Raw genomic sequence first — 22,215 nt, 5'->3', positions numbered from 1 at the left:
GGCAACTGCCGTTCGGCGCTTGTCATTTCAGCGCCCTTGGTCCAGATAGGCGAGAACCGCCAGGACGCGGCGATTGTCGTCGTCCGAGACCTCCAGGGCCAGTTTGGCGAAGATGTTGGAGGTGTGTTTGGCGATGGCCCGTTCTGTGACGACGAGCTGGGCGGCGATGGCCGCGTTGGACCGTCCCTGTGCCATCAGCTCCAGCACCTCCCGCTCCCGCGGGGTGAGCCGGTCCAGCGGCCGCCGGTCGTCCGCCGCCCGCCGGGTCAGCAGCTGCTGGATCACCTGCGGGTCCATCGCGGTGCCCCCGGCCGCCACCCGCCGTACGGCGTCCACGAACTGCTCCGCGTCGAACACCCGGTCCTTGAGCAGATAGCCGACCCCGCCGTCGCCGTCGGCGAGCAGTTCACGGGCGTAGAGCTGCTCCACGTGCTGCGAGAGCACCAGCACCGGAAGGCCGGGTCTCGCGCGGCGGGCCCGCAGCGCGCACTGCAGGCCCTCGTCGGTGTGGGTGGGCGGGAGCCGTACGTCCACCACGGCGACGTCCGGCTCCAGTTCGGCCAGCGCCTGCTCCAGCTCGGGGCCGGTCTCGACGGCCGCCGCGATCTCGAAGTCGTAGGCCTCGAGGAGCCGGACGAGTCCGTCGCGCAGCAGGAACAGGTCTTCGGCTAGGACAACGCGCAAGGGATCTCCATGGTGACCATGGTGGGACCGCCCGCGGGGCTGCTGACGGCCAGGACGCCGTCGAATGTACCCAGTCGGCGCTCCACCCCGGCCAGCCCCGATCCGGCGCCGATGGCCGCGCCGCCCTTGCCGTTGTCGGTGACGGTCGCCCGCAGCATGCCGTCACTGTGATGCACATCGACCCAGATCCGGTCGGCGCCCGAGTGCTTCACGGCGTTGGTGAGGACCTCGCTGACGGCGAAGTACGCGGCCGACTCCACCGGCGCCTCGGCGCGCCCCTCCAGCTCCACCGTCACCTCGGTGGCGATCGGCAGACGCAGCGCCAACGCCCGTACGCCGTCCCCCAGTCCGCGCTCGGCGAGCACCGGAGGATGAATCCCGCGCACCAGGTCACGCAGCTCCGCGAGCGCGTCGACGGAGGACTTGCGGGCGTGCGCGATGAGCTGCTTGGCCTGCTCAGGGTCCTTCTCGATCAGCATCTCGATGGTGTTGAGATCCATCCCCATCGCGACCAGCCGGGCCTGCGCCCCGTCGTGCAGATCCCGCTCGATCCGACGCAGTTCGGCGGCGGAGGTGTCCACGGCGTCCCGCCGGGTCTCCGTCAACACCCTTACCCGTTCGGCGAGTTCGGCCTGACTGGGCGTGAGGACCGCCCGGGTCAGCCGGAAGTGGAGCTGGAAGGCGTCCACGGCGTACCGGTGGGCGACGAAGAGGAGAACGGCGGCCAGGGCGGCGGCGCCGAACGCGGACGTCTGATCGCTGACCGGCACGAAGCCGTACCAGTACCCGTCCGGGAAGACCCGCCACAAGCCGATCGCCAGCGCGAACCCCTCCAGCGGGTACAGCACCAGCACGGCCGGCAGCAGCGCGGTGAGATAACCCGCCGTCATGTCCACCGGCAGCCACCGCAGGTCCCGCCAGGTCGCCGGGTCGCTCAGCATCCCGACGGTGCGCGCCCAGGGGTTGGCGTCCTCGGGTATCGGCCGGTACGCCGAGGGGATCCGCACCCCGCCCCACTCGGCGGCGAGGACCCTCCGCCAGTCCGCGAACGCCCGTACGCCCGTGAGCACCCACGGCGTTGTCACCAGGCCGACGCCGATCGGAATCAGGGCGATGGACACCAGGGTGAGCGTGTAACAGAGCACCGCCCCCGGCAGCAGCACCAGCGAGAGTCCCAGTCCGCGCAGCGCCGCGCGCACCATGCCCCGGGCCCTGCTCTTCGTCTCTGTGGTCGTCATGCCGCAAGTCTGGACGAGCCGGGGGAGCGGGTCACGGGGCCGAGGCCCCCGCTCAGAGGGTGGTGTCAGATACACCCCCGGCCGACGCCAGCACCTTCGCCTCCACCTCCGGGTCGAGCCCCTTCGCCGTCCGGTCCGCGCGCTGCGGCGCCGTACCGTCGAGGCCTTGCAGCCAGCTCCAGGTGTCGGCGACGGTCTCCTCGACCGGGCGGCAGACCAGCCCCGTCTCCACCGCCCGCGAGACGTCGGCGCTGTGCAACGCGTCGTGCATATCGCTGCCCGGCGGCACCCACACGGGCAGCTGGGTCCAGGGTTCGATCCCGGCCTCCAGGATCACCTCCGGCTCGGTCCAGCGCAGTTCGGCAGCTCCGCCGGTGACCTCGGCGCACGCGTCGAGCAGCGTGCCCATCGTGGCGTGTTCCGAGGGGCCGATCAGGTTGTACGGTCCGCTCAACTCCCGCTCCGCGGCGCCGAGGATCCAGTCGGCGAGGTCACGGGCGTCGATGTACTGGATCGGCAGCTCCCGCGGGCCGGGCGCCAGCACCGGGCCGCCCTTGGCCATACGGTTCAGCCACCAGGGCAGCCGGCCGACGTTCTCGTACGGCCCGATGATCAGCCCCGCCCGCGCCAGCACCGAGCGGTCGGCCCCGAAGGTGTCCAGCACCGCCAGTTCGGCGCCCCGCTTGTCCTGGGGGTACGCGGTCTGCTCGGCGTCCGGCGATGCGCCCGTCACCAGTGGCGCGTCCTCGGTGTATCCGGCGGGCGGGGCCCAGTCGTACACCGAGCAGCTCGACACGTACACATACCGCCCGACGCGGTCCTTCAGCAGCCGTGCCGTGTCCCGCACCGCGCGGGGCGCCGAGGACCAGGTGTCGACCACGACGTCCCATTCCCCGCCCCCCTCCAGCGCGGCGAGCCCGTCCTCGGTGGTGCGGTCGCCGTGCAAGGCCCGCACCCCGGCCGGGGCCTCGTGCCGCCCCCGGTGGAAGACGGTCACGTCCCACCCCCGCCCGACCGCCGCCTCGACCACGGCCCGCCCCACGAACTCCGTACCACCCAGCACCAGAAGTCTCATGGGGGTGACTTTGCCCTGCTCGGGGCCGGGAGGGAACGGGACTCTGCCGTCAGCAGATCACCTCGGCGGTCGCCAGCAGCTTCCGTACGGCGTCCCGCACGGTGTAGTCCAGGTGTCTGCCCTCGGTGTTCATCACGGCGGAGGCGACCCGGCGCGGCGACTCGGCCACCCGCCGCAGCGGGGCCTCGGCGAACCGAGGCAGCAGACCGATCTCCGTGAGCGCCTCCACGGCGTACAACTCCCGGGGATAGAACCGCTCGGCGGAGGCCAGGGGGCGGGCGATGGGCTCCACGGTGTCCTCGGTGCGGCCGGTGATGCGCCAGACGGCGAGCGCGGCCTCGGCGCGGTAGGCGGGGATCCGGGCGGGGGCGAGGAAGGGCTCGATGAGCGGCAGCAGGGGCGCGGCAGCGGGCCCGAGCCGACCGGCGCGGCCCGCCGGAAAGGACGACTCGTCGTGCTCCAACTCCTGGCGCAGGACGGCCAGGGCCACCCCCGGGTCCCCGCTCACCCGGTGATGCGCCAGCGCGGCGCTCATCCGCAGGTCGGCGTGGTCGATCCCGGTCGCCTCCCGCAGCGCCCGCTCGGCCACCTCGCCGCCCGCCGGACCCAGCTGCCCGAGCACGTCCACGGCGGGCCCCGCGTACCCGCCCGTCAGCCGCGGCACCAGCGCGGCCAGCTCCTCGACGATCTCCGCCGCCACCTCGGGGTACTCCGCCAACACCCCCGTCAGATAAGGGGACATCTCCTCGGGCCGCCGGGCCATGGCATCGGCCACCGCCCGCGCCACCGGCAGCGCCTCGGCCCCGAAGGTCTCGGTCACCGCCACGACGGCCCGGAACACCTGGTACGGCCCGGGCGGCGGACCCGCGCTCTCGTGGACCAGCCGTACGGCCTCCCCGATCGCCTCCGGCGCGTGCGCGCGGGCCAGCGCGTTGACGCCCGCCGCCCGCACCTGGGGGTCCCCCGTCAGATACGGCCGCACATGGTCCCGCACACGCGCGTGCAGCTCCGGCGGCAGCACGCAGGCCATCTGCGCCAGCTCCTGAAGCCCCCATTCGTCCAACTCGCCCAGCGCCCACGGCAGTACGTCCGCCTCGCGGTCCCGCCAGCGCCCGACGATGTCGAAGACGAGCGGCACCCCGTGTGGGAGGGCGCGCACGGCTGCCTCGGGGTCCTCCAGAAGGCGGGCGGTGAACGGCGTATAGGGCACGGGCCAGCCGTGGTGCCGCTCGTGCGGGTCGGCCGCGTACGCCCGCGCGCCGATGTCCACCAGGTCCCCGGGCAAGGGCAGTTCGGCCGTACGCAGCAGATCCTCGGCGGCCGCGAGCCGCACCCGGGGCTCGGGGTCGGTGAGCAGTGCGTGCCGCCAGTCGCCCGCGTCCGGTTCCAGCAGCGCCAACGCGGTCACCACATGGCCGCGCACGACCGGGTCGGGCTCCTGCGCGAGGCGCGCCCGCAGCAGGGGCAGGGCGTCCTGGTGGCGGCACGCGACAACGGCCGACAACAGGGCGTGGCGTGTGTCGGGGTCGGTGTCGTGCGCGTAGGGCAGCAGGGACGGCAGCTCGGTGGTGACGGCCCGCCGTGCCGGTCCGGCGCCGTCGGGCAGGTCGGTGCGGTCCGCGAGGTCGCCGAGCAGCTTCAGCAACTCCGCCCGGTGACCGGGCAGTTCACGGGCGAGCCGGGCCAGCTCAGGCACCGCGCGCGCCGTCGCCACGACGAAGTCGTCGTCGCGCCACGCGGCGGAGACCAGCCACTCCAGCGCGGCTTCGCGCACGGCCGGGTCGTCGGACTCCATGTCCCGCAGCAGATCGCCCACGTCCGGTATGCCGTCGGTCTCCATGGCCGCACGATACGCAGAAGGGGCGCCCACCTTGACGGCGGGCGCCCCTTCAGGGGATCCGGGGGATCAGACCTGGCCGGCCTTCTCCAGGGCGGAGCAGCAGGTGTCGACGATCAGCCGCGTCACGACGTACGGGTCGACGTTGGCGTTCGGACGGCGGTCCTCGATGTAACCCTTGCCGTCCTTCTCGACCTGCCACGGGATACGGACCGAGGCGCCACGGTTGGAGACACCGTAGGAGTACTCGTTCCACGGGGCGGTCTCGTGCAGACCGGTCAGACGGTCGTCGATGCCGGCGCCGTAGTTCTTGACGTGGTCGAGCGGCTTGGAGCCCTCGCCGAGCGACTCGCACGCGGTGATGATCGCGTCGTAGCCCTCGCGCATCGCCTTGGTGGAGAAGTTGGTGTGCGCGCCGGCGCCGTTCCAGTCGCCCTTGACGGGCTTCGGGTCGAGGGTGGCGGCGATACCGAAGTCCTCGGCGGTGCGGTAGAGCAGCCAGCGGGCCACCCACATGTGGTCGGAGACCTCCAGCGGGGAGACCGGGCCGACCTGGAACTCCCACTGGCCGGGCATGACCTCGGCGTTGATGCCGGAGATCGCGAGGCCCGCCTTGAGGCAGTTGTCGAGGTGGGCCTCGACGACGTCACGGCCGAAGATCTCGTCGGCGCCGACACCGCAGTAGTAGCCGCCCTGCGGGGCCGGGAAGCCGCCCTTGGGGAAGCCGAGCGGGTAGCCGTCCTTGAAGAACGTGTACTCCTGCTCGATGCCGAAGATCGGCTCCTGAGCGGCGAACTTCTCGGCGACCTCGGTCAGCGCGGCACGGGTGTTGGTGGGGTGCGGGGTGAAGTCGATGTTCAGGACCTCACAGAGCACCAGGATGTCGTCGCCGCCGCGGATCGGGTCCGGGCAGGAGAAGACCGGCTTGAGCACACAGTCCGAGGCGTGGCCCTCGGCCTGGTTCGTGGAGGACCCGTCGAAGCCCCAGATCGGCAGCTCGGCGCCCTTTGCGTCGTCGCCAAGGATCTTGGTCTTCGAACGCAGCTTGGCCGTCGGCTCGGTGCCGTCGATCCAGATGTACTCAGCCTTGAAGCTCACGGGCCACATCCTTCGGGGTGGGTCTCTAGGCGCACTTGCGGGTGCTGCGGCGCTGCGGCACTGGGGCGCCGCTCCTGTTGCCCGCGAGCCTGTCAACAGGCGATTTCCCGATCATTGCTCGAATGTGAACCCCGTGTTACCTGGTAGTGCTGTGGTGCGACTCACGCTGTGAGGGGCGCGCGGTGCTGATGAGGGTGCGCGGGCCGGACTCGTATGCGATGGGGTTGAAAAGCGGGAGGACCTGCTGCCCCCGGTGGGAGCAGCAGGTCGCCCGACACGTACTTCTCGGTGCCTCAGGGACCGGGCCTCACCCCACCTTCTCGATCACGGCCCGGCGGATCAGGAACTTGCCGGGCTCGCGGACCTGCTCGAAGGCCGCGTTGTTCAGCAGGACACAGGAGCCGGAGACCGAGGTGACCTCCACCGTCGTGGACTTGTTGTTGTCCAGGTTGGTGACCTTCAGCTTGGTGCCGGCCGGGAACTGGTTGCTGGACGCGGCGGGGGCGCCGCCCTCACCGGAGAGGGTGACGGTGGAGCCGTTGCAGACCTGCTGTCCGGAGCCGGGCTGGGCCGGCTCTTCCGCCTCGGCGGGGGGTGCGGCGGGCTGTTCGGCCTCGGCGGGCTGACTCGCCTCGGCAGGCGGCGCGGCGGGCTGCGCGGCCTGGGAGCCCTGAGCCGACTCCCCGACGACGCACCCGGACGCCTCCTGCTGGACCTTGATCTGCGCGATGACCGCCTCGCGGTTGGTGATCCGGGCCTGCGACTGGGCGTCGGGGTTGGCCCGCTGGCCCTCGATGAACCGCTCGTTGTTGCCGAGCGCGGTGGCGAGGCCCTGGCAGACAGTCGACTCCGCGGCGGTCTTCGGCGGCGCGGCGTTCGATGTGCTCGCCATGACGAAGGCACCACCGCCCGCCACGGTCGCCGCGCTGACGAGCAGCGCGATCTTCTTCTTCGTACTGAGCGTTCTCCGGCGTGACATACGCGCCTCCTGGGAGGTGGGGTGCTGTACGCCGCTATGTACGAGATACCGAACGAAGTTACTCAGGGGTTACAGGAGTCACTGAAGTGACCTGTGTCACAAGGGGGTTGAGGGCGCTCAGTCGTCCCCGTCCTCGTAGGCCACCACCGTGTCGTTGACGTGCTGAAGCAGCCCCTGCGTCTGCCGGGTGATCTCCTCCTCGCGCGTCGCGGAGCCGTCGCCCCACTGCCCGTTGGCGAACACCACGGACCGCACGGTCATCAGCCGCTGGAACACCCCGGACGACCCCGGCGGCACGGTCGGCAGCCCCGCCTCCGGCGGCGGGTCGAGCGACACGACCTGATAGGCCACCGGGTCCATCGAGGCCATCATGAACACCCTTGAGGCGTCCTCGACGCGCTCGAAGGTCAGCACGGAGACCGTCACCTGCGAGCGCCGGTCCGCGTCCGTGAACAGGGCCGCGGTCATCCGCGCGCACGGCTCGCCCTGCTCGATCAGCTCGGCCAGCTCCTGCGACATCCCGTACGCGCAGTCCGTGGTGGTCGCCCAGTCGACGCGCTCGTAGGTCGAACCGTCCTTGAGTGTCACGGTCTCCTGGGGGAAGGCCTGCTCCGGGCTGATGATCGGTCGTGCCAGGAGCGAGGGCAGCGCGCTCGGGGCGTTGGACGGCATGCCGACGTCTACACGGGGAACTGTGGGGGAGGCGGACGGCTCGGAGGTGGTACTCGGGGTCGAGTCCGAGGCTGCCGCCGGGTCCTCGCCGTCACCGCCGCTGGTGAGCAGCAGGGCCCCGGCGGCGACGGCCACGGCCAGCATCCCGCCGGTCACTCCGGCCGCCACGCGTCGCCCGCGCCGCCTCCGTATCCGCTCCTGCTCGGCGGCGACCCAGGCGGCGTGGGGGTCGGGCGGGGCGGGGTATCCGTAGTGCGCCGGTCCTGGCTGCTCATAAGGCGGCTGTGGCTGGACTTGGAACGCGCCCGGCTCGCCGTAAGGGGCGTGCGGCTGCCCGGGGAACCCACCCGCTTCACCGTAGGGGGCGTGCGGCTGCCCGGGGAGCCCACCCGCATCGCCGTAAGGCGCCCCGGAGTGCCCCTGGGGCGTCCCTGGTTTGCTGTACGGCGTTTCCTGCCCGCCGTGTGGCCCGTGCGGCGTTCCCGACTGTCCGTACGGAATTCCCTGGTCACCGAATGTCATGGCGGCGGAGGGTAACAGCATGTGAGGCCCCCGCTCACGCCGAGTGACATACCGTCAACAACCGTACGGGGACGTCACTTTCGGGACAGCGCGTCCTGTACGGCCTCCTCGGTGCGGGCCACCACCGCGGTGCCGTCGTCCGCGGTGATGATGGGGCGCTGGATGAGCTTGGGGTGTGCGGCCAGCGCCGCGATCCACCGCTCCCGCGTGTCCTCGTCCCGCGCCCACTCCTTCAGCCCGAGCTCCTTGGCCACGGCCTCCTGGGTGCGGGTGATGTCCCACGGTTCGAGCCCGAGTCGCTCCAGTACGGCACGGATCTCGTCCTCGCTCGGAACGTCCTCCAGGTAGCGGCGGACGGTGTAGTCGGCGCCCTCGGCGTCGAGGAGGGTGAGGGCGCTGCGGCACTTGGAACAGGCGGGGTTGATCCAGATCTCCATGGCGAACACGGTAAGCGGTGCCGGACGGAGGGCGGCTCTGTTCGAATTAATGCCGCCCCAGGAGCCTCTCCCTGATCGCTGGTGACGGGCTGCCAATATCCTTCCCCACCAGGGAGTTTGATGATGCAGGCGCTCTGCTGATTGTCAGTGGTGGGCAGTAGACTGGGAGCAGTGTTCGAGGGTGTCGCCGGAGCGTCCGGACGACGGCGCCCTGACCGCGACAGGAGGATGCCTGTGCCCGCTGCCGCACTGAAGCCGAAGCCGACCCAGTCCACCGCGAAGCGCCCAGTCCTGCTGGACCTGCCGTACGCACCGCTGGAGAAGCGCCCACTGCCCCCCGGCCGCCCCCGCGACTGGTACGTCACCCACAACCGCCGCCTCAAGGCCATGCGCCTCGCCATAGCCCTCCTCGACTCGGGCATCTACGTCCCGAACCAGGCCCGCAACGAAACAATCCGCGACACGGCAGAACTGATCGGCGTACATCCCCCGTCGGACACGACGTGCCACATGGTGCGGGCGTTCATGCGCTACAGCCGGTGAGGTCGGTGCCGGGTGCCTTCCTGCGCGCGCAGGGGGCACCCGCTCCTGGGGGCTGCGCCCCCAGACCCCCGCTTCGGCCCTGAAGGGGCCTCGTCCTCAAACGCCGGACGGGCTGAGATCGCCTGAGCAATGCCAAGAGCTCACGCCGCCGGCCCGCCGTGTCCGCCATAGCTGCGGGCAGCCGCGCGCCGCGGGCGATGCCCACCCGGCAGTCGGCTCCCACTCAACCGCCGTAGCTGCGAGCGGTCGTGCCGCAGGGCGGCGCCCGCTGCCAAAGAGGGCGGCACCCCGCCAGCGCGGGTGAGCGACACCAACCCCACCCGCACCGCAGCCCGCTCCAGCCGCCGATCACCCCCAGCCCTCACCCCGCCAACTCCCGCTGCAGAGGCGTCCGGAACCGCGGAGTCACCCGTGTCGCCCCCACCCACCCCCGCAACCGCTCCGCCTCGGCCGAGATCGCTGCCTCCGCCTCCTGCCCCACCCCGGCAGGGTCCAGCACCCGCCACACGATCTCCCCGTCCGCGCGCTGGGCCCACCCCCCGACCACCCGCCCGTCCCACCACACCGTCGGGCCCACATTCCCGCTCCGGTCGAACAACGCCGCCCGCAGCGAAGGCGCCAGATACCAATCCCGCCCCTGCCATCCCATCGCCGTAGGATCCAGCCCGGGCAACAGCGCCGCCCACGGCTGCCCCGGCTCCGAAACCGGCCCGGCGTCACCGGCGACGACGTACCCCGTGCCCTCCTCCAGCCCCACCGCCTCCGCCCCGATCGCCGCCAGCGCCCGCCGTACCTCGGTCACCCGCCACCCCGTCCACCACTTCAGATCCGCCTCCGTGGCAGGCCCGCACACCGTCAGCCACCGCCGCAGCAGCTCCGCCTGCGCCCCGGCAGGATCCAGCTCGGGATGCTCCGGCGCCGGCGCCCAGCGGAACTGCGTCGAGGTCCAGGAGCCGAGCGGCCGCCCCCGTACGACCTTTCCCTCGACCCCCAACACCCTCAGCAGCCGCGACGAAACGGTGTGCACCCCCTCGTAACTCTTCCCGGCCGCGTACGCGAACTGCTCCCGCAACCTCGGCTCGTCCCGGGCCAGTTCGGCCGCCGTCGCCTCCCCGCGCCGCGCCAGCGCGGACAGAGCCGACGCCTCAACCTCCCGCAGCCACTCCGCGTCCGGCGCCCCCGCCTTCGCCATGTCCTTGACCAGCGAGGCGCGTTCCCGGGCCGCCACCGCGAGCCCGGTGGACGCGTGCACGACGGCGGTGAGCTCGGTCGGGAAGACGAACACCGTGTGCCGCATGCCATGCATCCGCACCAGCGAACGGTCCTCGTACAGCGCCCGCTCCGTCGCGCCGACGGTCTTCACCGGATCGGCAAGCCGCGCACCCACGGCGAGAAACACCGTCGCCGGATCCGTACCGTGCAGCGCCACCAGCGACCCGGCGACCTCCTCGGGGCTCCCCGCCCGGGCCTCCCCGGCCAGCCGATGCCGTACCGCCAGCCGCGCCCGCCGCTCGGCCACCCCGATGTACCGCAGCCCGTCGCCACCCATGTCCGACCTCCACCCGTCACAGCCGTAACTGCATCTTGACGGAAGCCACTGACAATCCCGGCCGGTCCGGACGTCCGAGCTCAGGCCGACGCAGTCACGCGGACTGCGTCTTCCGCGACCCCACCGCGATGGCCTCCCGCAGATGGTCCTCGTCCGCCTTGCTAAGCGAGGTCTGCACCAACTTGCCGCCGTACGGCGTCAGTTGCGGGATCACCTTGTCGTCGGCCGCCTTCTTCACCAGCACGAACAGCGCGGCGGCCCCCGGCCGCAGATTCTCGCTGAGGTTCTTCATGAAGTCGTCGTTGATGCCCGTGTCGGTCACCGCGCCCCCGGCCGCACCGGCCGCCGCGCCCACCGCCGCGCCGAGCAGCGGGGCCAGGAAGAGCAACCCGATCACACCGCCCCACAACGCACCCCCGGCCGCGCCGACGGCCGTGTGGCTGACCGCCTGATGCAGTTTGATCTTCCCGTCCTGGTGGCGCTCGACGACCACCGCGTCCTCCAGCTCCACCAGATGCTGCTTGGACAGCTCGAACAGCTTCTCGCGGACCTGGTTCGCGGTGGCGACGTCGTTGTAGGCGATGACGAAGAGATCGCTCATCCTGGGGCACCTCTTGTTTCCTGTACGGAATTTCCTGTACGGAATTTCCTGTATGGAATTCCCGGTACGACCGTATTGCGGCATTTGCGCAATCGATCCGACTCTAGGCCGATGGAAAAGGGGATGCACGCCGAGCGCTCGGCTCCCTAGCCTGGACTAATCTCAGCCACCCACGCCCACGGAGGGGAGGCCGTCATGGGCACCATCGTTCTTTCCGGAACCGTCGTCCTGGTTGTCATGGGATTCGGAAACCCTCTCTACTGGCTCGCCGCCGTCGCCGTGCTCTTCCTGTACGTGCGGTACGGGCGGGACGCGTCGCCGACCCCCCGGTCGGGCGGCGGATCCGGCTCGATGCCGTCGGACTACCGCGCGTACCGGGAGCGTCGTGACATGCAGGCCAAGTGGGAGCGCCGTTACCGCCGCGAGCGGCCCATGGAGTCCCGCCGTCAGGATCGCGGCCGCAACAGCTGAGTGCCGGTCACAGCCCGGGGGCGCCCCACACCGGGAACCAGCGGCTGAGGTCCTCCTCCAGCCGCAGATCGTTCCCCAGCATTGCCTTCACCCTGAGTTCGAGCGCGTTGTCGCGCCGCTGCCCCTCGCCGGGCAGCGGCGCGAAGGGGTAGAAGGTGCCGCGCTTGTAGAGGTAGACCAGCGCCAGCGCGCGGTCCTCGCCCGGGTTCCGAAAGCCGGCGAGGGAGCACAGCAGCTGCGGACCAAAGCCATTGACCTCCATCGAGCTGTTCACCGCGTGCAGGTCGTTGACCAGCTGAGGGAGCTGGTCGGGGGTGCGTTCGGAGACCAGCCAGGAGTAGCCGTAGCCGTCCCGGGTCAGCCGCACCGGCGGTCCGTCGCGCTCGGCGTCCGCGTCCAGCAGCGCCTGGACCTCCCGGTGCGTCTGCTCGAAGACGGCGCCCTCGACGGTGGCGAAGCACACGGCCCCGCTCCCGGTCGGCACGAAGCCGGTGGCGGCCTCCAGGGTCACGGCCGCCGACGGCAGCCCGAAGAGCCGGTCCAGATCGGGCGCGACCGGTTTCGTACGGCCGAGCAGAATGTCCAGCAGTCCCATGCTCACGCCCCTCAGGGAGCCGTCGCCTCACCCAACTCGGCGGAGATCTGCCCCAGTTGGTCGATCCGCTGCTCCAGGCTCGGGTGGGTGGAGAAGAGCCGCGCGAAGCCCGGCTCGCGGCCCAGCGCCGGAGTGAAGTAGAAGGCGTTGAACGCCTGTGCCGTACGCAGATCCTTGCTGGGGATACGGGCGATGTCGCCGGAGACCTTGGTGAGCGCGGAGGCCAGCGCCGAGGGCCGCCCGGTGAGCAGCGCCGCCGCCCGGTCCGCTGCCAGCTCCCGGTACCGGGACAGGGCCCGGATCAACAGGAAGCTGATCGCGTACACGGCCGCCGACACCCCCATCACGGTCGCGAAGACGACGGCGGTGTTCTGATCCCGCCGCCCGCCACCGAACAACTGGCTGTAGAAGGCGAACCGCACGATCAACCCGGCGATCACCCCGAGGAACGAGGCAACCGTGATCACGGCGACATCCTTGTGCGCCACATGCGACAGCTCATGCGCCAGCACACCCTCCAGCTCCTCCGGCTGAAGCCGCCGCAGCAGCCCCGTGGTCACGCACACCACGGCATGATCGGGATTGCGCCCGGTGGCGAACGCGTTGGGCATGTCCATATCGGATACGGCGACCACCGGCTTCGGCATGTCCGCCAGTGTGCTCAGCCGGTCGACCACGCCGTGCAGCTCGGGATACTCCTCTCGCTCCACGACCCGCCCGCGCATCGCGAAGAGCGCGACCCGGTCGGAGAACCAGTACTGCGCCCCGAGGAACCCCGCGGCGACCACCACGACCAGCACCCACGACTTCAGCAACACGATCAGCGCGCCCACGAAGACCACGTACAGCAGTCCGAGCAGGAACAGGGTGACGCCCATACGGGCGGTCAGCCCCCGATCGCTCCGGAATCGGCTCTGCATCTGCCTCACCCCGCAGTCAGGCACTCGTCCCACTGCCAGTGTGCACCCGGGTCCGCCATGAGGCGGTTGTGGCCGGTCCTGGGGCAGGCAAAGGCTCCTGGTGCGCCCCCGGTCGTCAGAAGTTGGAGATCACGCTGGTGATCACCTTCTCGATGGTCTTGGCATCGCGTGCGTTGTACGCCTGCCCGCTGCCGGCGTCCGCGATCCGCTCGAGCACGCTTCTGCCCTCCTTGTCGCGCTCGTCGGCCTCGCTGCCGTAGGCGATGGTGAACACACGCACCAGATCCTGTGACGTGTCCCCGATGTGCCGCAGCAGCTCGTCCTCGGTCAGACTGCCGCGGTCCTCGTTGCGGCCGTCGGTGAGCAGGACGATCGCGTTGATGGCCTTCGGGTCGTACTTCGCCCGCATGGCCTCGGTCGCCGCGTCGAGGGTGTCATAGAGGCCGGTCGCGCCCTCCGCCTCCAGGGCACTGAAGTTCTCGGACAGCAGCTCGGGCACCTTCCCGTGGTAGGGGCCGAGCGGGACCAGTTCCCGGTAGTCCAAGTCCGTTCCGCCACCCAGGTCCTCGGCGTCGGAGAACTTCCACAGCCCGACCTTGTCCGACCCGGTGAACTCACTGAACAGCTCGGTCTCCGCTTGCTTCAGACGCTGCAGTTTGCTCTCCCCCGTGCTCAGGATCTCGTCGTTCATCGACCCCGAGGTGTCGATGACGAGGAGCACATTGGCCGGCCGGCGCACCGCCGGCCAGATGTCCAGCAGGTGCTTGAGGACGTCGTCCTGGGGCGTGGACAGGGGGTCGAGTTCCGTTTTCGGCAGGATTCCGTTGGCCTGGTTGAGCAGCGGGGAGTTCTTCGGGACCGCACGCTCGTGGGTGCGGAAGCCGTAGGGCGCGAAGTCACGGGCGAAGGTCTCGGGGGAGTGCAGGTAGGTGAGGAAGTCGTCCGCCACCGCCTCCTTCGCCTTGCCCATGCCGTTGTTCAGCTTGATGTAGGGGTGGTCGGAGAACAGGATTCCGTCCGTCGGATAGAACGACACCAGAGGCGTTCTCGGCTTGGTGGTCTTCTCGCATACCTTCTCATCACTGAGCGCGCCACAGGGGTAGCCCGCGTTGTAGGCCGCCACCGTGCTCTCCTCCAGCGTGACGGCGGAGATGTACGACATGGCCTTGTCCTCGCTCGTCTCGTCGGCCCGGCGGAGATTGGCGGTGAAGGTCAGCGTGGTGTCGCCGTAGTGCACCGCGGACTGCTCGATGTCCTTGATGAACGCGCGGTTGCCGGAGTCGTCGAGGCGTGCCTCGCTCAGCTCCGCGCTGGTGCCGGTCGCGGCGTAGAAGGCACCGATGGTCGCGTTGAGTCCGGAGGTGGAGTACTCGGGATTGGTCTTGCCGAGCTTGAAGTCCCCCCACTCCGACTTGTCTCGGTTCTTCTCGCCCCAAAAGTCCTTGGCGTTTCTCGACCAGTCGGCCAGCTCGCTCCAGCTGAACCCGTTCTCGGGCCACTCCAGCACCTCGGCCATCGGCCGCGGCATGGCGATGGTGAGCGGACTCGTGACGATCGGCTCCGCCTGCTCCGGGAACAGGCCCTTGGTCTCGTCCTTCGCGTTGGCCCGGGCCAACGACAGCCACGCGCCCCCGGCCGGCGACCATACGTCGGGTCGCGGCCCGTCGTTCTCACCCCAGCCCCGGGCCAGCGCCCGCATCGCCTCGCCCGAGTTCTTGTCGTCGATGACGACCTCCACGCATGCGCCGCCACCGCTCCGGGGACCGTAGTCCTCCGCGGCGCGCCGCAGCGATTCCGACTTGTCGACGGAAGCGGCGATGTGCAGTGCGGTGTCGGCCTTGTCGCAGGCCGGGAGGGAGGCGGCGGGCGGCTTGTCGTCGTCGCCCGTCGAGCCACCACTGCCGCAGGACTGCAGGGCCACGACCGCGAGGATCGTCGCCGTGGCGACCAGCGGAACTCCCCACAGCAGCCGACGCCGGCCGGGCCCGGATGCGACCGGCCTTCTCTGCGGCCGGGGGCCCGGATCGACCTTCGCCTTGGGCTTCGACGGAGGCTTGCCCGGCTTCCGGGGCATCCGTAAGGACAGGGTCGCGGTGGAGCGAGCGGGCTGAGCGGACGGCTCGATGTCGAGCGCGAGGAGGATACGGACGGCCACGTGCGCCGCGTTGAGCGCGGCGTCCTGCTGCCCGCCGGCCGCCTCCAGACCCTTCTTGTGCCCGTCCGCCAGGTCGCTGATCCCCCGTATGACGAGCCACTTGAGCCCCGTGGACGCACGGCTCTGGACCGCCCGGGCGAAGCCGGCGCCCTCCGTCTCGATCGCCGCCGTGTCCTCGTAATGAGTCCGGATGATCCGATGCTCGGGGGCGTGCGGGGAGTCGATCACCGTGTCCCCGGACGCGATCGGCTTGACATGGATGCTGCCGGTGATCAGCGGGGTGAGCTGGTCCGCCACCTGTTCCGCGGTGCTGAGGACCTCGCCCGGGGGTTCCCAGCTCCTGGGGCGGGCGTGGAATCCCTGCTCCGACTGCTTGCCCCGCTGGTACTCGTACACGGTCTCGGCGATGACGACATCCCTGGGAACGGCGTCCTTGCGACCAGCGGCGATACCGACGAAGAAGGCGGCCTGCGGCTGCACCTTGGCCAGCCAGCTGCTCACCGCCGTGGCGGTCGTGGTGTTGCCGGTCCCGGTCTTGGCCAGATACACGCGCCAGGGAACCCGGCCGCTCAGCTCGTAGACGGCCGCGCGCGTACCGCCGTCGAGTTCGTCGGGACCGGAGCGCGTCGCGCCGGCCGCCTCGAGATGGCGTTCGACTTTCTCGTACTCCACTGGAAGGGCCGTGAAGATCATCGCTGTGCGGGTACGGGCTACTGCCACCGGACCAACCGATCGTGAGGCGGACTGCGAAGCGAATCGCCCAAGAGGCTCAGCAACATCATGCAGCCCAATACCCCTGGCAGGCACGGGGATTGACTAGAGCGCTTTCCAAAGAAACCGCTTCTTAATAACCCGCCCGGAAGCCGCTGTACCCGAGCAGCACGATGATCAGCGCGACACTCCCCAGCACCACGGCGGTGGATATCCAGGACCGTCGCCGACTGTGACGCACCGGATCCGGATCACCACGGAACGGCACGGGCCCGGGCGGATTCTCCTTCCACCGCGCCGCCAGCATCCGCGCCCGCGCGGAAGGCTCCTTGTGCGCGGCGGCGTCCGCCCACTTGATGTCGAACTCCCGCTCGCCGTCGCCCTGTTCGGACATCCCCGTTAACCCTTCTCGAACAGCAGTACCCCCACGATACGACGACGCCCCCGCCCTGAGAAACAGGAACGGGGGCGCCGACGGACGGCTCAGGCGTCGATCACACGTCGAAGTACAGCTCGAACTCGTGCGGGTGCGGACGCAGCTGCAGCGGGGCGATCTCGTTCGCGCGCTTGAAGTCGATCCACGTCTCGATCAGGTCGGACGTGAAGACGTCGCCGGCGAGCAGGAACTCGTGGTCGCGCTCCAGGGAGTCCAGGACGGCCGGGAGGGAGGTCGGGACCTGGGCGACGTTCGCGTGCTCCTCGGGAGCCAGCTCGTACAGGTCCTTGTCGATCGGCTCGGCCGGCTCGATCTTGTTCTTGATGCCGTCCAGGCCCGCGAGCAGCAGCGCCGAGAAGGCCAGGTACGGGTTGCCGGAGGAGTCGGGCGCGCGGAACTCGACGCGCTTGGCCTTCGGGTTGGAGCCCGTGATCGGGATACGCATCGCGGCGGAGCGGTTGCGCTGCGAGTACACCAGGTTGATCGGCGCCTCGAAGCCCGGCACCAGACGGTGGTAGGAGTTCACCGTCGGGTTGGTGAAGGCCAGCAGCGACGGGGCGTGCTTGAGGATGCCGCCGATGTAGTAGCGGGCCATGTCCGACAGGCCCGCGTAGCCGGCCTCGTCGTAGAACAGCGGGTCGCCGTTGCTCCACAGCGACTGGTGGACGTGCATGCCCGAGCCGTTGTCACCGAAGATCGGCTTCGGCATGAAGGTCGCCGTCTTGCCGTTCTTCCACGCCACGTTCTTCACGATGTACTTGAAGAGCTGAAGGTCGTCGGCCGCGGCGAGCAGCGTGTTGAACTTGTAGTTGATCTCGGCCTGTCCTGCGGTGCCCACCTCGTGGTGCTGGCGCTCGACCTGGAGGCCGGAGTTGGCCAGCTCCAGGGAGATCTCGGCACGCAGGTCGGCGAAGTGGTCGACCGGCGGGACCGGGAAGTAGCCGCCCTTGTAGCGGACCTTGTAGCCGCGGTTGTCCTCCAGCGCACCGGTGTTCCAGGCGCCCGCCTCGGAGTCGATGTGGTAGAAGGACTCGTTCTCGCGGGTCGCGAAGCGCACGCTGTCGAAGACGTAGAACTCGGCCTCGGGACCGAAGTACGCGGTGTCCGCGATACCGGTCGACGCCAGGTACGCCTCGGCCTTCTTGGCCACGTTCCGCGGGTCACGGCTGTACTGCTCGCCCGTGATCGGGTCGTGGATGAAGAAGTTGATGTTGACCGTCTTGTCGCGGCGGAAGGGGTCGACGCGCGCGGTGGACAGGTCGGCGCGGAGCGCCATGTCGGACTCGTGGATGGCCTGGAAGCCGCGGATCGAGGAGCCGTCGAAGGCCAGTTCCTCGTCCGGGTCGAAGGCCGTCGCCGGCAGCGTGAAGTGCTGCATCACACCCGGCAGGTCGCAGAAGCGGACGTCGATGAACTTGACGTCCTCGTCCGCGATGAACTTCTTGGCCTCGTCGGCGTTCTGGAACATCCAGCTCCTCCTACTCCCGACCGTCCGTGCCGGGGTGGTAGTTCGTTCGTGCGGCCAGTGCGGTGGCACACGCTGACCTCGACCCTAGGGACGCGTGATTTCTCAGGCGTGACCCATTTGTTTCGCACAAGTTAACCAGCCCGGTTTCCACGGTAGCCCCGATCCACCCCGCCTGTCCCCGGTCATATACGGGCGCAGTACCGTGGACGGGTGGACAACAGGCAAGCACTCGGATCCTGGCTCTCCGGGCCCCGCGCGGCCATGGAGGACGCCGGTGTCGACTTCGGATACCGGGGTGAGCAACTCGGTCTGCCGGAGCACGGGCCCGGCTCCATCGCCCGCCCGGGCAGGCGCCTCGGCGCCCTGGCCGTGGACTGGGGCCTGTGCCTCTTGATCGCATACGGCCTGATCACACAGGGCTACGACACCGCCACCGGCAACTGGGCGCTGCTCATCCTGTTCGTGATGAGCGCCCTGACCCTCGGCAGTGTCGGCTTCACCCCGGGCAAGCGGCTCTTCGGCCTCAGGGTGCTCGCCCTGGACACCGGCCGCGTCAACCCGCTGCGCGCCCTGCTGCGCACGGTCCTGCTCTGCCTCGCCGTCCCCGCCCTGATCTGGGACCGCGACGGCCGGGGCCTGCACGACCGGCTGGCGCGCACGGTCGAGGTCCGCATCTGAGCCGCAGTCCGCATATATGACGCCGGTCGGGTGACCCCTGCGGCGCCACGGCCCGGGGTCCCGTCGAAATCGAACCGCGTTCGAAACACTGCCGCCATGGACAGGATGTCGAACGACAGCACGTCGACGATCGTGGCGAGGGCGTTCCAGGTCGCCGATATCGCGGCCCGGCACAGCGAGGAGGCGGAAGCCGCCCGGCGTCTTTCGCCACAGGTGGTGCACGCGGTCCGGAACGCCGGGTTCGCGCGCCACTTCGTACCCGCGGCGCATGGCGGTACGGCCGGTGGCTTCACCGAGCTGACCTCCGCGGTCTTCCTCGTCGGCGAGGGCTGCACCTCGGCCGCCTGGGCGGCGTCCCTGTCCGCCTACGCCGGACGGTACGCGGCGTTCCTGCCCGAACAGGGGCAGGCGGAGATCTGGGCGGACGGACCGGACGCCCTGCTCGCCGCCGCGCTGATGCCGTCCGGCACGGCGTGCCGCGTGGACGGCGGCTGGCGGCTGAGCGGTGAGTGGAAGTACATCAGCGGGGTGCACTTCGCCGACTGGGCGCTCGCCTGCGTGGCCGTACCGGACGAGCCGTCCGAGGACCCGCAGGGGCGGCCCGAGGTGCGCTACTTCGCGGTGCCGCAGAAGGACTTCACGATCACCGACAGCTGGTACTCCGTGGGCATGCGGGGCACCGGCAGCGACACCCTGGTGCTCTCCGACGTCTTCGTGCCCGAGCACCGGACCCTGGCCCGCTCCGCCGTCCACGCCGGCCGGGCCCCCGCATCCGACGCGCGCTGCCACATCGTGCCGATGTACGCCGTGAACCGATAGTCACGTCATGATGGACCAGGACACAGAGATACCGGACGCGGCCGTGGCGCCCGAGGAGTTCCGGGTCGCGATGGGCCGCTTCCCCTCGGGTGTCGTGGTGGTGACCACCCGGTGCCAGGACGGCACCCCCCGTGGCTTCACCGCCAGCTCGTTCTGCTCCGTGTCACTGGAGCCGCCGATGGTCCTGGTGTGTCTGGCGAACTCCGCCGACTCGGCGACGTCGTTCGCCCGCTGCGACCGCTTCGCGGTCAGCGTGCTCTCCCCGGTCCACCGCTCGCTCGCGGAGCGCTTCGCGACCAAGGGCGCCGACAAGTTCGCCTCCGGCGGGCTGCGGATCGGCCCCGGCGGACTGCCGACGGTCGAGCGGGCCCTGTCCGAGCTGGACTGTGTGGCACACGCACGTCACCCGGCCGGGGACCATACGGTCCTGATCGGCCGGGTGACGGGTGTACGGCTGGGGGAAGGCTCCCCGATGGACTATTACGACCGGTCCTTCAGGACGCTGGCCTGAGCGATGCGGGCCTGAGGCTCAGCGGGCCTTCGGGCCGCCCTTGGGGAGCTTCATGCCCTTGGGCATCGGCCCCTTCGGCAGCGGCATGTTGCTCATCAGGTCGCCCATGGCCTTCAGCCGGTCGTTGGTCGCGGTGACCTGGGGACCGGAGAGCACTCGCGGGAGCTTGAGCATCGTCGTACGCAGCTTCTTCAGCTCGACCTGGCCCTCGCCCGTGCCCACCATCAGATCGTGCACCGGCACGTCCGCGACGATGCGGTTCATCTTCTTCTTCTCGGCGGCCAGCAGGCTCTTCACCCGGTTCGGGTTGCCCTCGGCGACCAGCACGATGCCGGCCTTGCCGACCGCCCGGTGCACCACGTCCTGGCTGCGGTTCATCGCCACCGCGGGGGTGGTCGTCCAGCCCCGGCCGATGTTGTCCAGTACGGCCGCGGCCGCGCCCGGCTGGCCCTCCATCTGCCCGAAGGCGGCCCGCTCGGCCCGCCGCCCGAACACGATCGCCGTGCCCAGGAAGGCGAGCAGCACACCCAGGATGCCGAGGTAGATCGGGTGACCGATCAGGAAGCCGATCGCGAGAAAGACACCGAGGATGAGGAGGAAGACCCCCGCAAGCACCAAGCCGATCGTCTTGTCGGCCCTGCGGGTCATCTTGTACGTCAGGGCGATCTGCTTCAGACGCCCGGGGTTAGCGGCATCTGCCGCGCTGTCACTTCTCGCCATGGGACGAAGTCTACGTGGCCCCGCGAGCGCCGACGACGGCAGTGCCGGTCCCTCGGCGGTCCACCGGTGGTCCCTCGCGGTCAGAGACGGGGGGCGTGCGCCCGCTCCAGCACCTGCTGGGCCTCGACACGGTCCTTGGCCCGGCGGCGGTCCTCGAGGACGGACGTCCAGGCATTGCGGCGGGCGGTGCGCTGGCCGCTGCTCATGAGCAGCGATTCGACGGCACGGAGTGCAGTGGTGAAGGACGGAATGGCGGTGGCGCGTACCGGCGCGGCCTGCATGGTGGAGGTCCCCCCTCGGAGCGGCTTCGGGTGTACGTGGTGTGAGTCCAGCGTCACTGATTGGTGTTACCAGGGCGTGACCGACCGGTCAAACGCCAATGAAGCCTTGATAGGGAGCACGAAAACGTTGACGCGGCCCTGACGACGTGCCCATCTGCGGGGACGCCCAGGACCGCGTCAATTGGCCTTTACCGAGCGGTAGTTGCTTGTGCGCAGTTTCACACGCGCCCGGTGGCACTCCGTGCCATCAGACGGCCTGCGAGGCGACGTAAGAACCACGCTTCTCGACGGCCATCTGGTACAGCCGGCCGGCGCGGTAGGAGGAGCGGACCAGCGGGCCCGACATCACACCGGAGAAGCCGATCTGCTCGGCCTCCTCCTTCAGCTCCACGAACTCGTTCGGCTTGACCCAGCGCTCCACCGGGTGGTGGCGCACGGAGGGGCGCAGGTACTGCGTGATGGTGATCAGCTCGCAGCCCGCCTCGTGCAGCTGGCGCAGCGCCTCGCTGACCTCCTCACGGGTCTCGCCCATGCCGAGGATCAGATTCGACTTGGTGACCAGACCGAAGTCACGGGCCTCGGTGATGACCTTCAGCGAACGCTCGTAGCGGAAGCCCGGGCGGATGCGCTTGAAGATCCGGGGGACCGTCTCGACGTTGTGCGCGAAGACCTCGGGCCGGGACTCGAAGACCTGCTGGAGCAGCTCCGGGACGGCGTTGAAGTCGGGGGCCAGCAGCTCGACCTTGGTGCGGCCTGCCTCACGGCCGGCGGTCTGCTGATGGATCTGGCGGACCGTCTCGGCGTACAGCCAGGCGCCGCCGTCCTCCAGGTCGTCGCGGGCGACGCCGGTGATGGTGGCGTAGTTCAGGTCCATGGTGACCACGGACTCGCCGACGCGGCGCGGCTCGTCGCGGTCCAGCGCCTCGGGCTTGCCGGTGTCGATCTGGCAGAAGTCGCAGCGCCGGGTGCACTGGTCGCCGCCGATGAGGAAGGTCGCCTCGCGGTCCTCCCAGCACTCGTAGATGTTGGGACAACCGGCTTCCTGGCACACCGTGTGCAGCCCCTCGCTCTTCACGAGGTTCTGCATCTTCGTGTACTCGGGACCCATTTTCGCCCGGGTCTTGATCCACTCGGGCTTGCGCTCGATGGGGGTCTGGGCGTTCCGGACCTCAAGGCGCAGCATCTTGCGTCCGTCGGGTGTGACTGCGGACACAT

The 22,215-nt window shown here is 70.0% G+C and carries 23 protein-coding genes; 5 read left to right on the top strand and 18 right to left on the bottom strand.

Features of this window, described 5'->3' with window-relative positions; genetic code table 11:
• Positions 1–27: 27 nt before the first annotated feature.
• The 8 genes from OHT76_RS12460 to OHT76_RS12425 form a co-directional block, all read right to left on the bottom strand.
• Positions 28–684: a response regulator transcription factor gene (locus OHT76_RS12460; protein ID WP_328870858.1), complete on the bottom strand. Its 657-nt coding sequence runs from the start codon at positions 682–684 to the stop codon at positions 28–30.
• Positions 669–1,922 carry a sensor histidine kinase gene (locus tag OHT76_RS12455; protein WP_328870857.1) on the bottom strand — a complete coding sequence of 418 codons (1,254 nt, stop codon included), beginning with the start codon at positions 1,920–1,922 and terminating at the stop codon, positions 669–671. The genes OHT76_RS12460 and OHT76_RS12455 overlap by 16 nt, the downstream gene beginning before the upstream one ends.
• Before the next feature lie 52 nt (positions 1,923–1,974).
• Positions 1,975–2,997 (bottom strand): SDR family oxidoreductase, encoded by a 1,023-nt coding sequence (locus OHT76_RS12450; protein ID WP_328870856.1) that lies wholly within the window; start codon positions 2,995–2,997, stop codon positions 1,975–1,977.
• Between the two features lie 49 nt (positions 2,998–3,046).
• Positions 3,047–4,837: a HEAT repeat domain-containing protein gene (locus OHT76_RS12445; protein ID WP_328870855.1), complete on the bottom strand. Its 1,791-nt coding sequence runs from the start codon at positions 4,835–4,837 to the stop codon at positions 3,047–3,049.
• Positions 4,838–4,903: 66 nt separating this feature from the next.
• Positions 4,904–5,932, bottom strand: a complete 1,029-nt coding sequence (gene glnII, locus OHT76_RS12440; RefSeq protein ID WP_328870854.1) for a glutamine synthetase — start codon at positions 5,930–5,932, stop codon at positions 4,904–4,906.
• Positions 5,933–6,239: 307 nt separating this feature from the next.
• The gene (locus tag OHT76_RS12435) at positions 6,240–6,911 is read right to left on the bottom strand and encodes a hypothetical protein (RefSeq protein ID WP_328870853.1); all 672 of its coding nucleotides are present in this window, start codon (positions 6,909–6,911) and stop codon (positions 6,240–6,242) included.
• A gap of 117 nt (positions 6,912–7,028) precedes the next feature.
• Complete coding sequence (locus OHT76_RS12430; protein WP_328870852.1) at positions 7,029–8,105, bottom strand: hypothetical protein; 1,077 nt, start codon at positions 8,103–8,105, stop codon at positions 7,029–7,031.
• Between the two features lie 74 nt (positions 8,106–8,179).
• Positions 8,180–8,542 (bottom strand): arsenate reductase family protein, encoded by a 363-nt coding sequence (locus OHT76_RS12425; RefSeq protein WP_328870851.1) that lies wholly within the window; start codon positions 8,540–8,542, stop codon positions 8,180–8,182.
• A gap of 234 nt (positions 8,543–8,776) precedes the next feature.
• Here OHT76_RS12425 and OHT76_RS12420 point away from each other — a divergent pair, with 234 nt between their 5' ends.
• Positions 8,777–9,085, top strand: coding sequence for a hypothetical protein (locus OHT76_RS12420; protein ID WP_328870850.1), 309 nt, complete (start codon positions 8,777–8,779; stop codon positions 9,083–9,085).
• A gap of 361 nt (positions 9,086–9,446) precedes the next feature.
• Here the strand turns inward: OHT76_RS12420 and OHT76_RS12415 are convergent, their stop codons facing one another.
• Positions 9,447–10,634 carry a winged helix DNA-binding domain-containing protein gene (locus OHT76_RS12415; RefSeq protein ID WP_328870849.1) on the bottom strand — a complete coding sequence of 396 codons (1,188 nt, stop codon included), beginning with the start codon at positions 10,632–10,634 and terminating at the stop codon, positions 9,447–9,449.
• 94 nt (positions 10,635–10,728) lie between these two features.
• Positions 10,729–11,235 (bottom strand): DUF1269 domain-containing protein, encoded by a 507-nt coding sequence (locus OHT76_RS12410; protein ID WP_328870848.1) that lies wholly within the window; start codon positions 11,233–11,235, stop codon positions 10,729–10,731.
• A gap of 195 nt (positions 11,236–11,430) precedes the next feature.
• On the opposite strand from OHT76_RS12410, the gene OHT76_RS12405 reads away from it, so the two are divergent.
• On the top strand, positions 11,431–11,706 hold the full coding sequence (locus tag OHT76_RS12405) for a hypothetical protein (protein WP_328870847.1): 276 nt from the start codon (positions 11,431–11,433) through the stop codon (positions 11,704–11,706).
• 7 nt (positions 11,707–11,713) lie between these two features.
• On the opposite strand, the gene pspAB is transcribed toward OHT76_RS12405, so the two are convergent.
• The 5 genes from pspAB to glnA all read right to left on the bottom strand — a co-directional run bounded on the left by pspAB (position 11,714) and on the right by glnA (position 17,991).
• Positions 11,714–12,301 (bottom strand): PspA-associated protein PspAB, encoded by a 588-nt coding sequence (pspAB, locus tag OHT76_RS12400; RefSeq protein WP_328870846.1) that lies wholly within the window; start codon positions 12,299–12,301, stop codon positions 11,714–11,716.
• Between the two features lie 11 nt (positions 12,302–12,312).
• On the bottom strand, positions 12,313–13,221 hold the full coding sequence (htpX, locus tag OHT76_RS12395; protein ID WP_328870845.1) for a zinc metalloprotease HtpX: 909 nt from the start codon (positions 13,219–13,221) through the stop codon (positions 12,313–12,315).
• 115 nt (positions 13,222–13,336) lie between these two features.
• Entirely contained in the window at positions 13,337–16,069 is a 2,733-nt protein-coding gene (locus OHT76_RS12390) for a substrate-binding domain-containing protein (RefSeq protein WP_328870844.1), read from the bottom strand.
• A gap of 151 nt (positions 16,070–16,220) precedes the next feature.
• Entirely contained in the window at positions 16,221–16,481 is a 261-nt protein-coding gene (locus OHT76_RS12385) for an SCO2583/SCO2584 N-terminal domain-containing protein (protein ID WP_328870843.1), read from the bottom strand.
• A 100-nt stretch (positions 16,482–16,581) separates the two neighbouring features.
• Positions 16,582–17,991 carry a type I glutamate--ammonia ligase gene (gene glnA / locus OHT76_RS12380; RefSeq protein ID WP_328870842.1) on the bottom strand — a complete coding sequence of 470 codons (1,410 nt, stop codon included), beginning with the start codon at positions 17,989–17,991 and terminating at the stop codon, positions 16,582–16,584.
• Between the two features lie 210 nt (positions 17,992–18,201).
• On the opposite strand from glnA, the gene OHT76_RS12375 reads away from it, so the two are divergent.
• From OHT76_RS12375 to OHT76_RS12365, 3 genes are all read left to right on the top strand, one after another.
• Positions 18,202–18,669 carry an RDD family protein gene (locus tag OHT76_RS12375; protein ID WP_328870841.1) on the top strand — a complete coding sequence of 156 codons (468 nt, stop codon included), beginning with the start codon at positions 18,202–18,204 and terminating at the stop codon, positions 18,667–18,669.
• 96 nt (positions 18,670–18,765) lie between these two features.
• Positions 18,766–19,488, top strand: coding sequence for a hypothetical protein (locus OHT76_RS12370; RefSeq protein WP_328870840.1), 723 nt, complete (start codon positions 18,766–18,768; stop codon positions 19,486–19,488).
• Positions 19,489–19,495: 7 nt separating this feature from the next.
• Positions 19,496–19,999, top strand: coding sequence for a flavin reductase family protein (locus tag OHT76_RS12365; RefSeq protein WP_443049781.1), 504 nt, complete (start codon positions 19,496–19,498; stop codon positions 19,997–19,999).
• An 18-nt stretch (positions 20,000–20,017) separates the two neighbouring features.
• On the opposite strand, the gene OHT76_RS12360 is transcribed toward OHT76_RS12365, so the two are convergent.
• From OHT76_RS12360 to lipA, 3 genes are all read right to left on the bottom strand, one after another.
• Positions 20,018–20,719: a DUF4191 domain-containing protein gene (locus OHT76_RS12360; protein ID WP_328870839.1), complete on the bottom strand. Its 702-nt coding sequence runs from the start codon at positions 20,717–20,719 to the stop codon at positions 20,018–20,020.
• Between the two features lie 80 nt (positions 20,720–20,799).
• Complete coding sequence (locus tag OHT76_RS12355; protein ID WP_328870838.1) at positions 20,800–21,000, bottom strand: SCO2195 family GlnR-regulated protein; 201 nt, start codon at positions 20,998–21,000, stop codon at positions 20,800–20,802.
• Positions 21,001–21,247: 247 nt separating this feature from the next.
• Complete coding sequence (gene lipA / locus OHT76_RS12350; RefSeq protein WP_328870837.1) at positions 21,248–22,213, bottom strand: lipoyl synthase; 966 nt, start codon at positions 22,211–22,213, stop codon at positions 21,248–21,250.
• Positions 22,214–22,215 lie beyond the last annotated feature (2 nt).

The sequence above is a fragment of the Streptomyces sp. NBC_00287 genome, from assembly GCF_036173105.1.
Lineage (GTDB): Bacteria > Actinomycetota > Actinomycetes > Streptomycetales > Streptomycetaceae > Streptomyces.
Note: the sequence above shows the minus strand (reverse complement) of the source record. Positions and strands in the feature narration are given on the sequence as shown.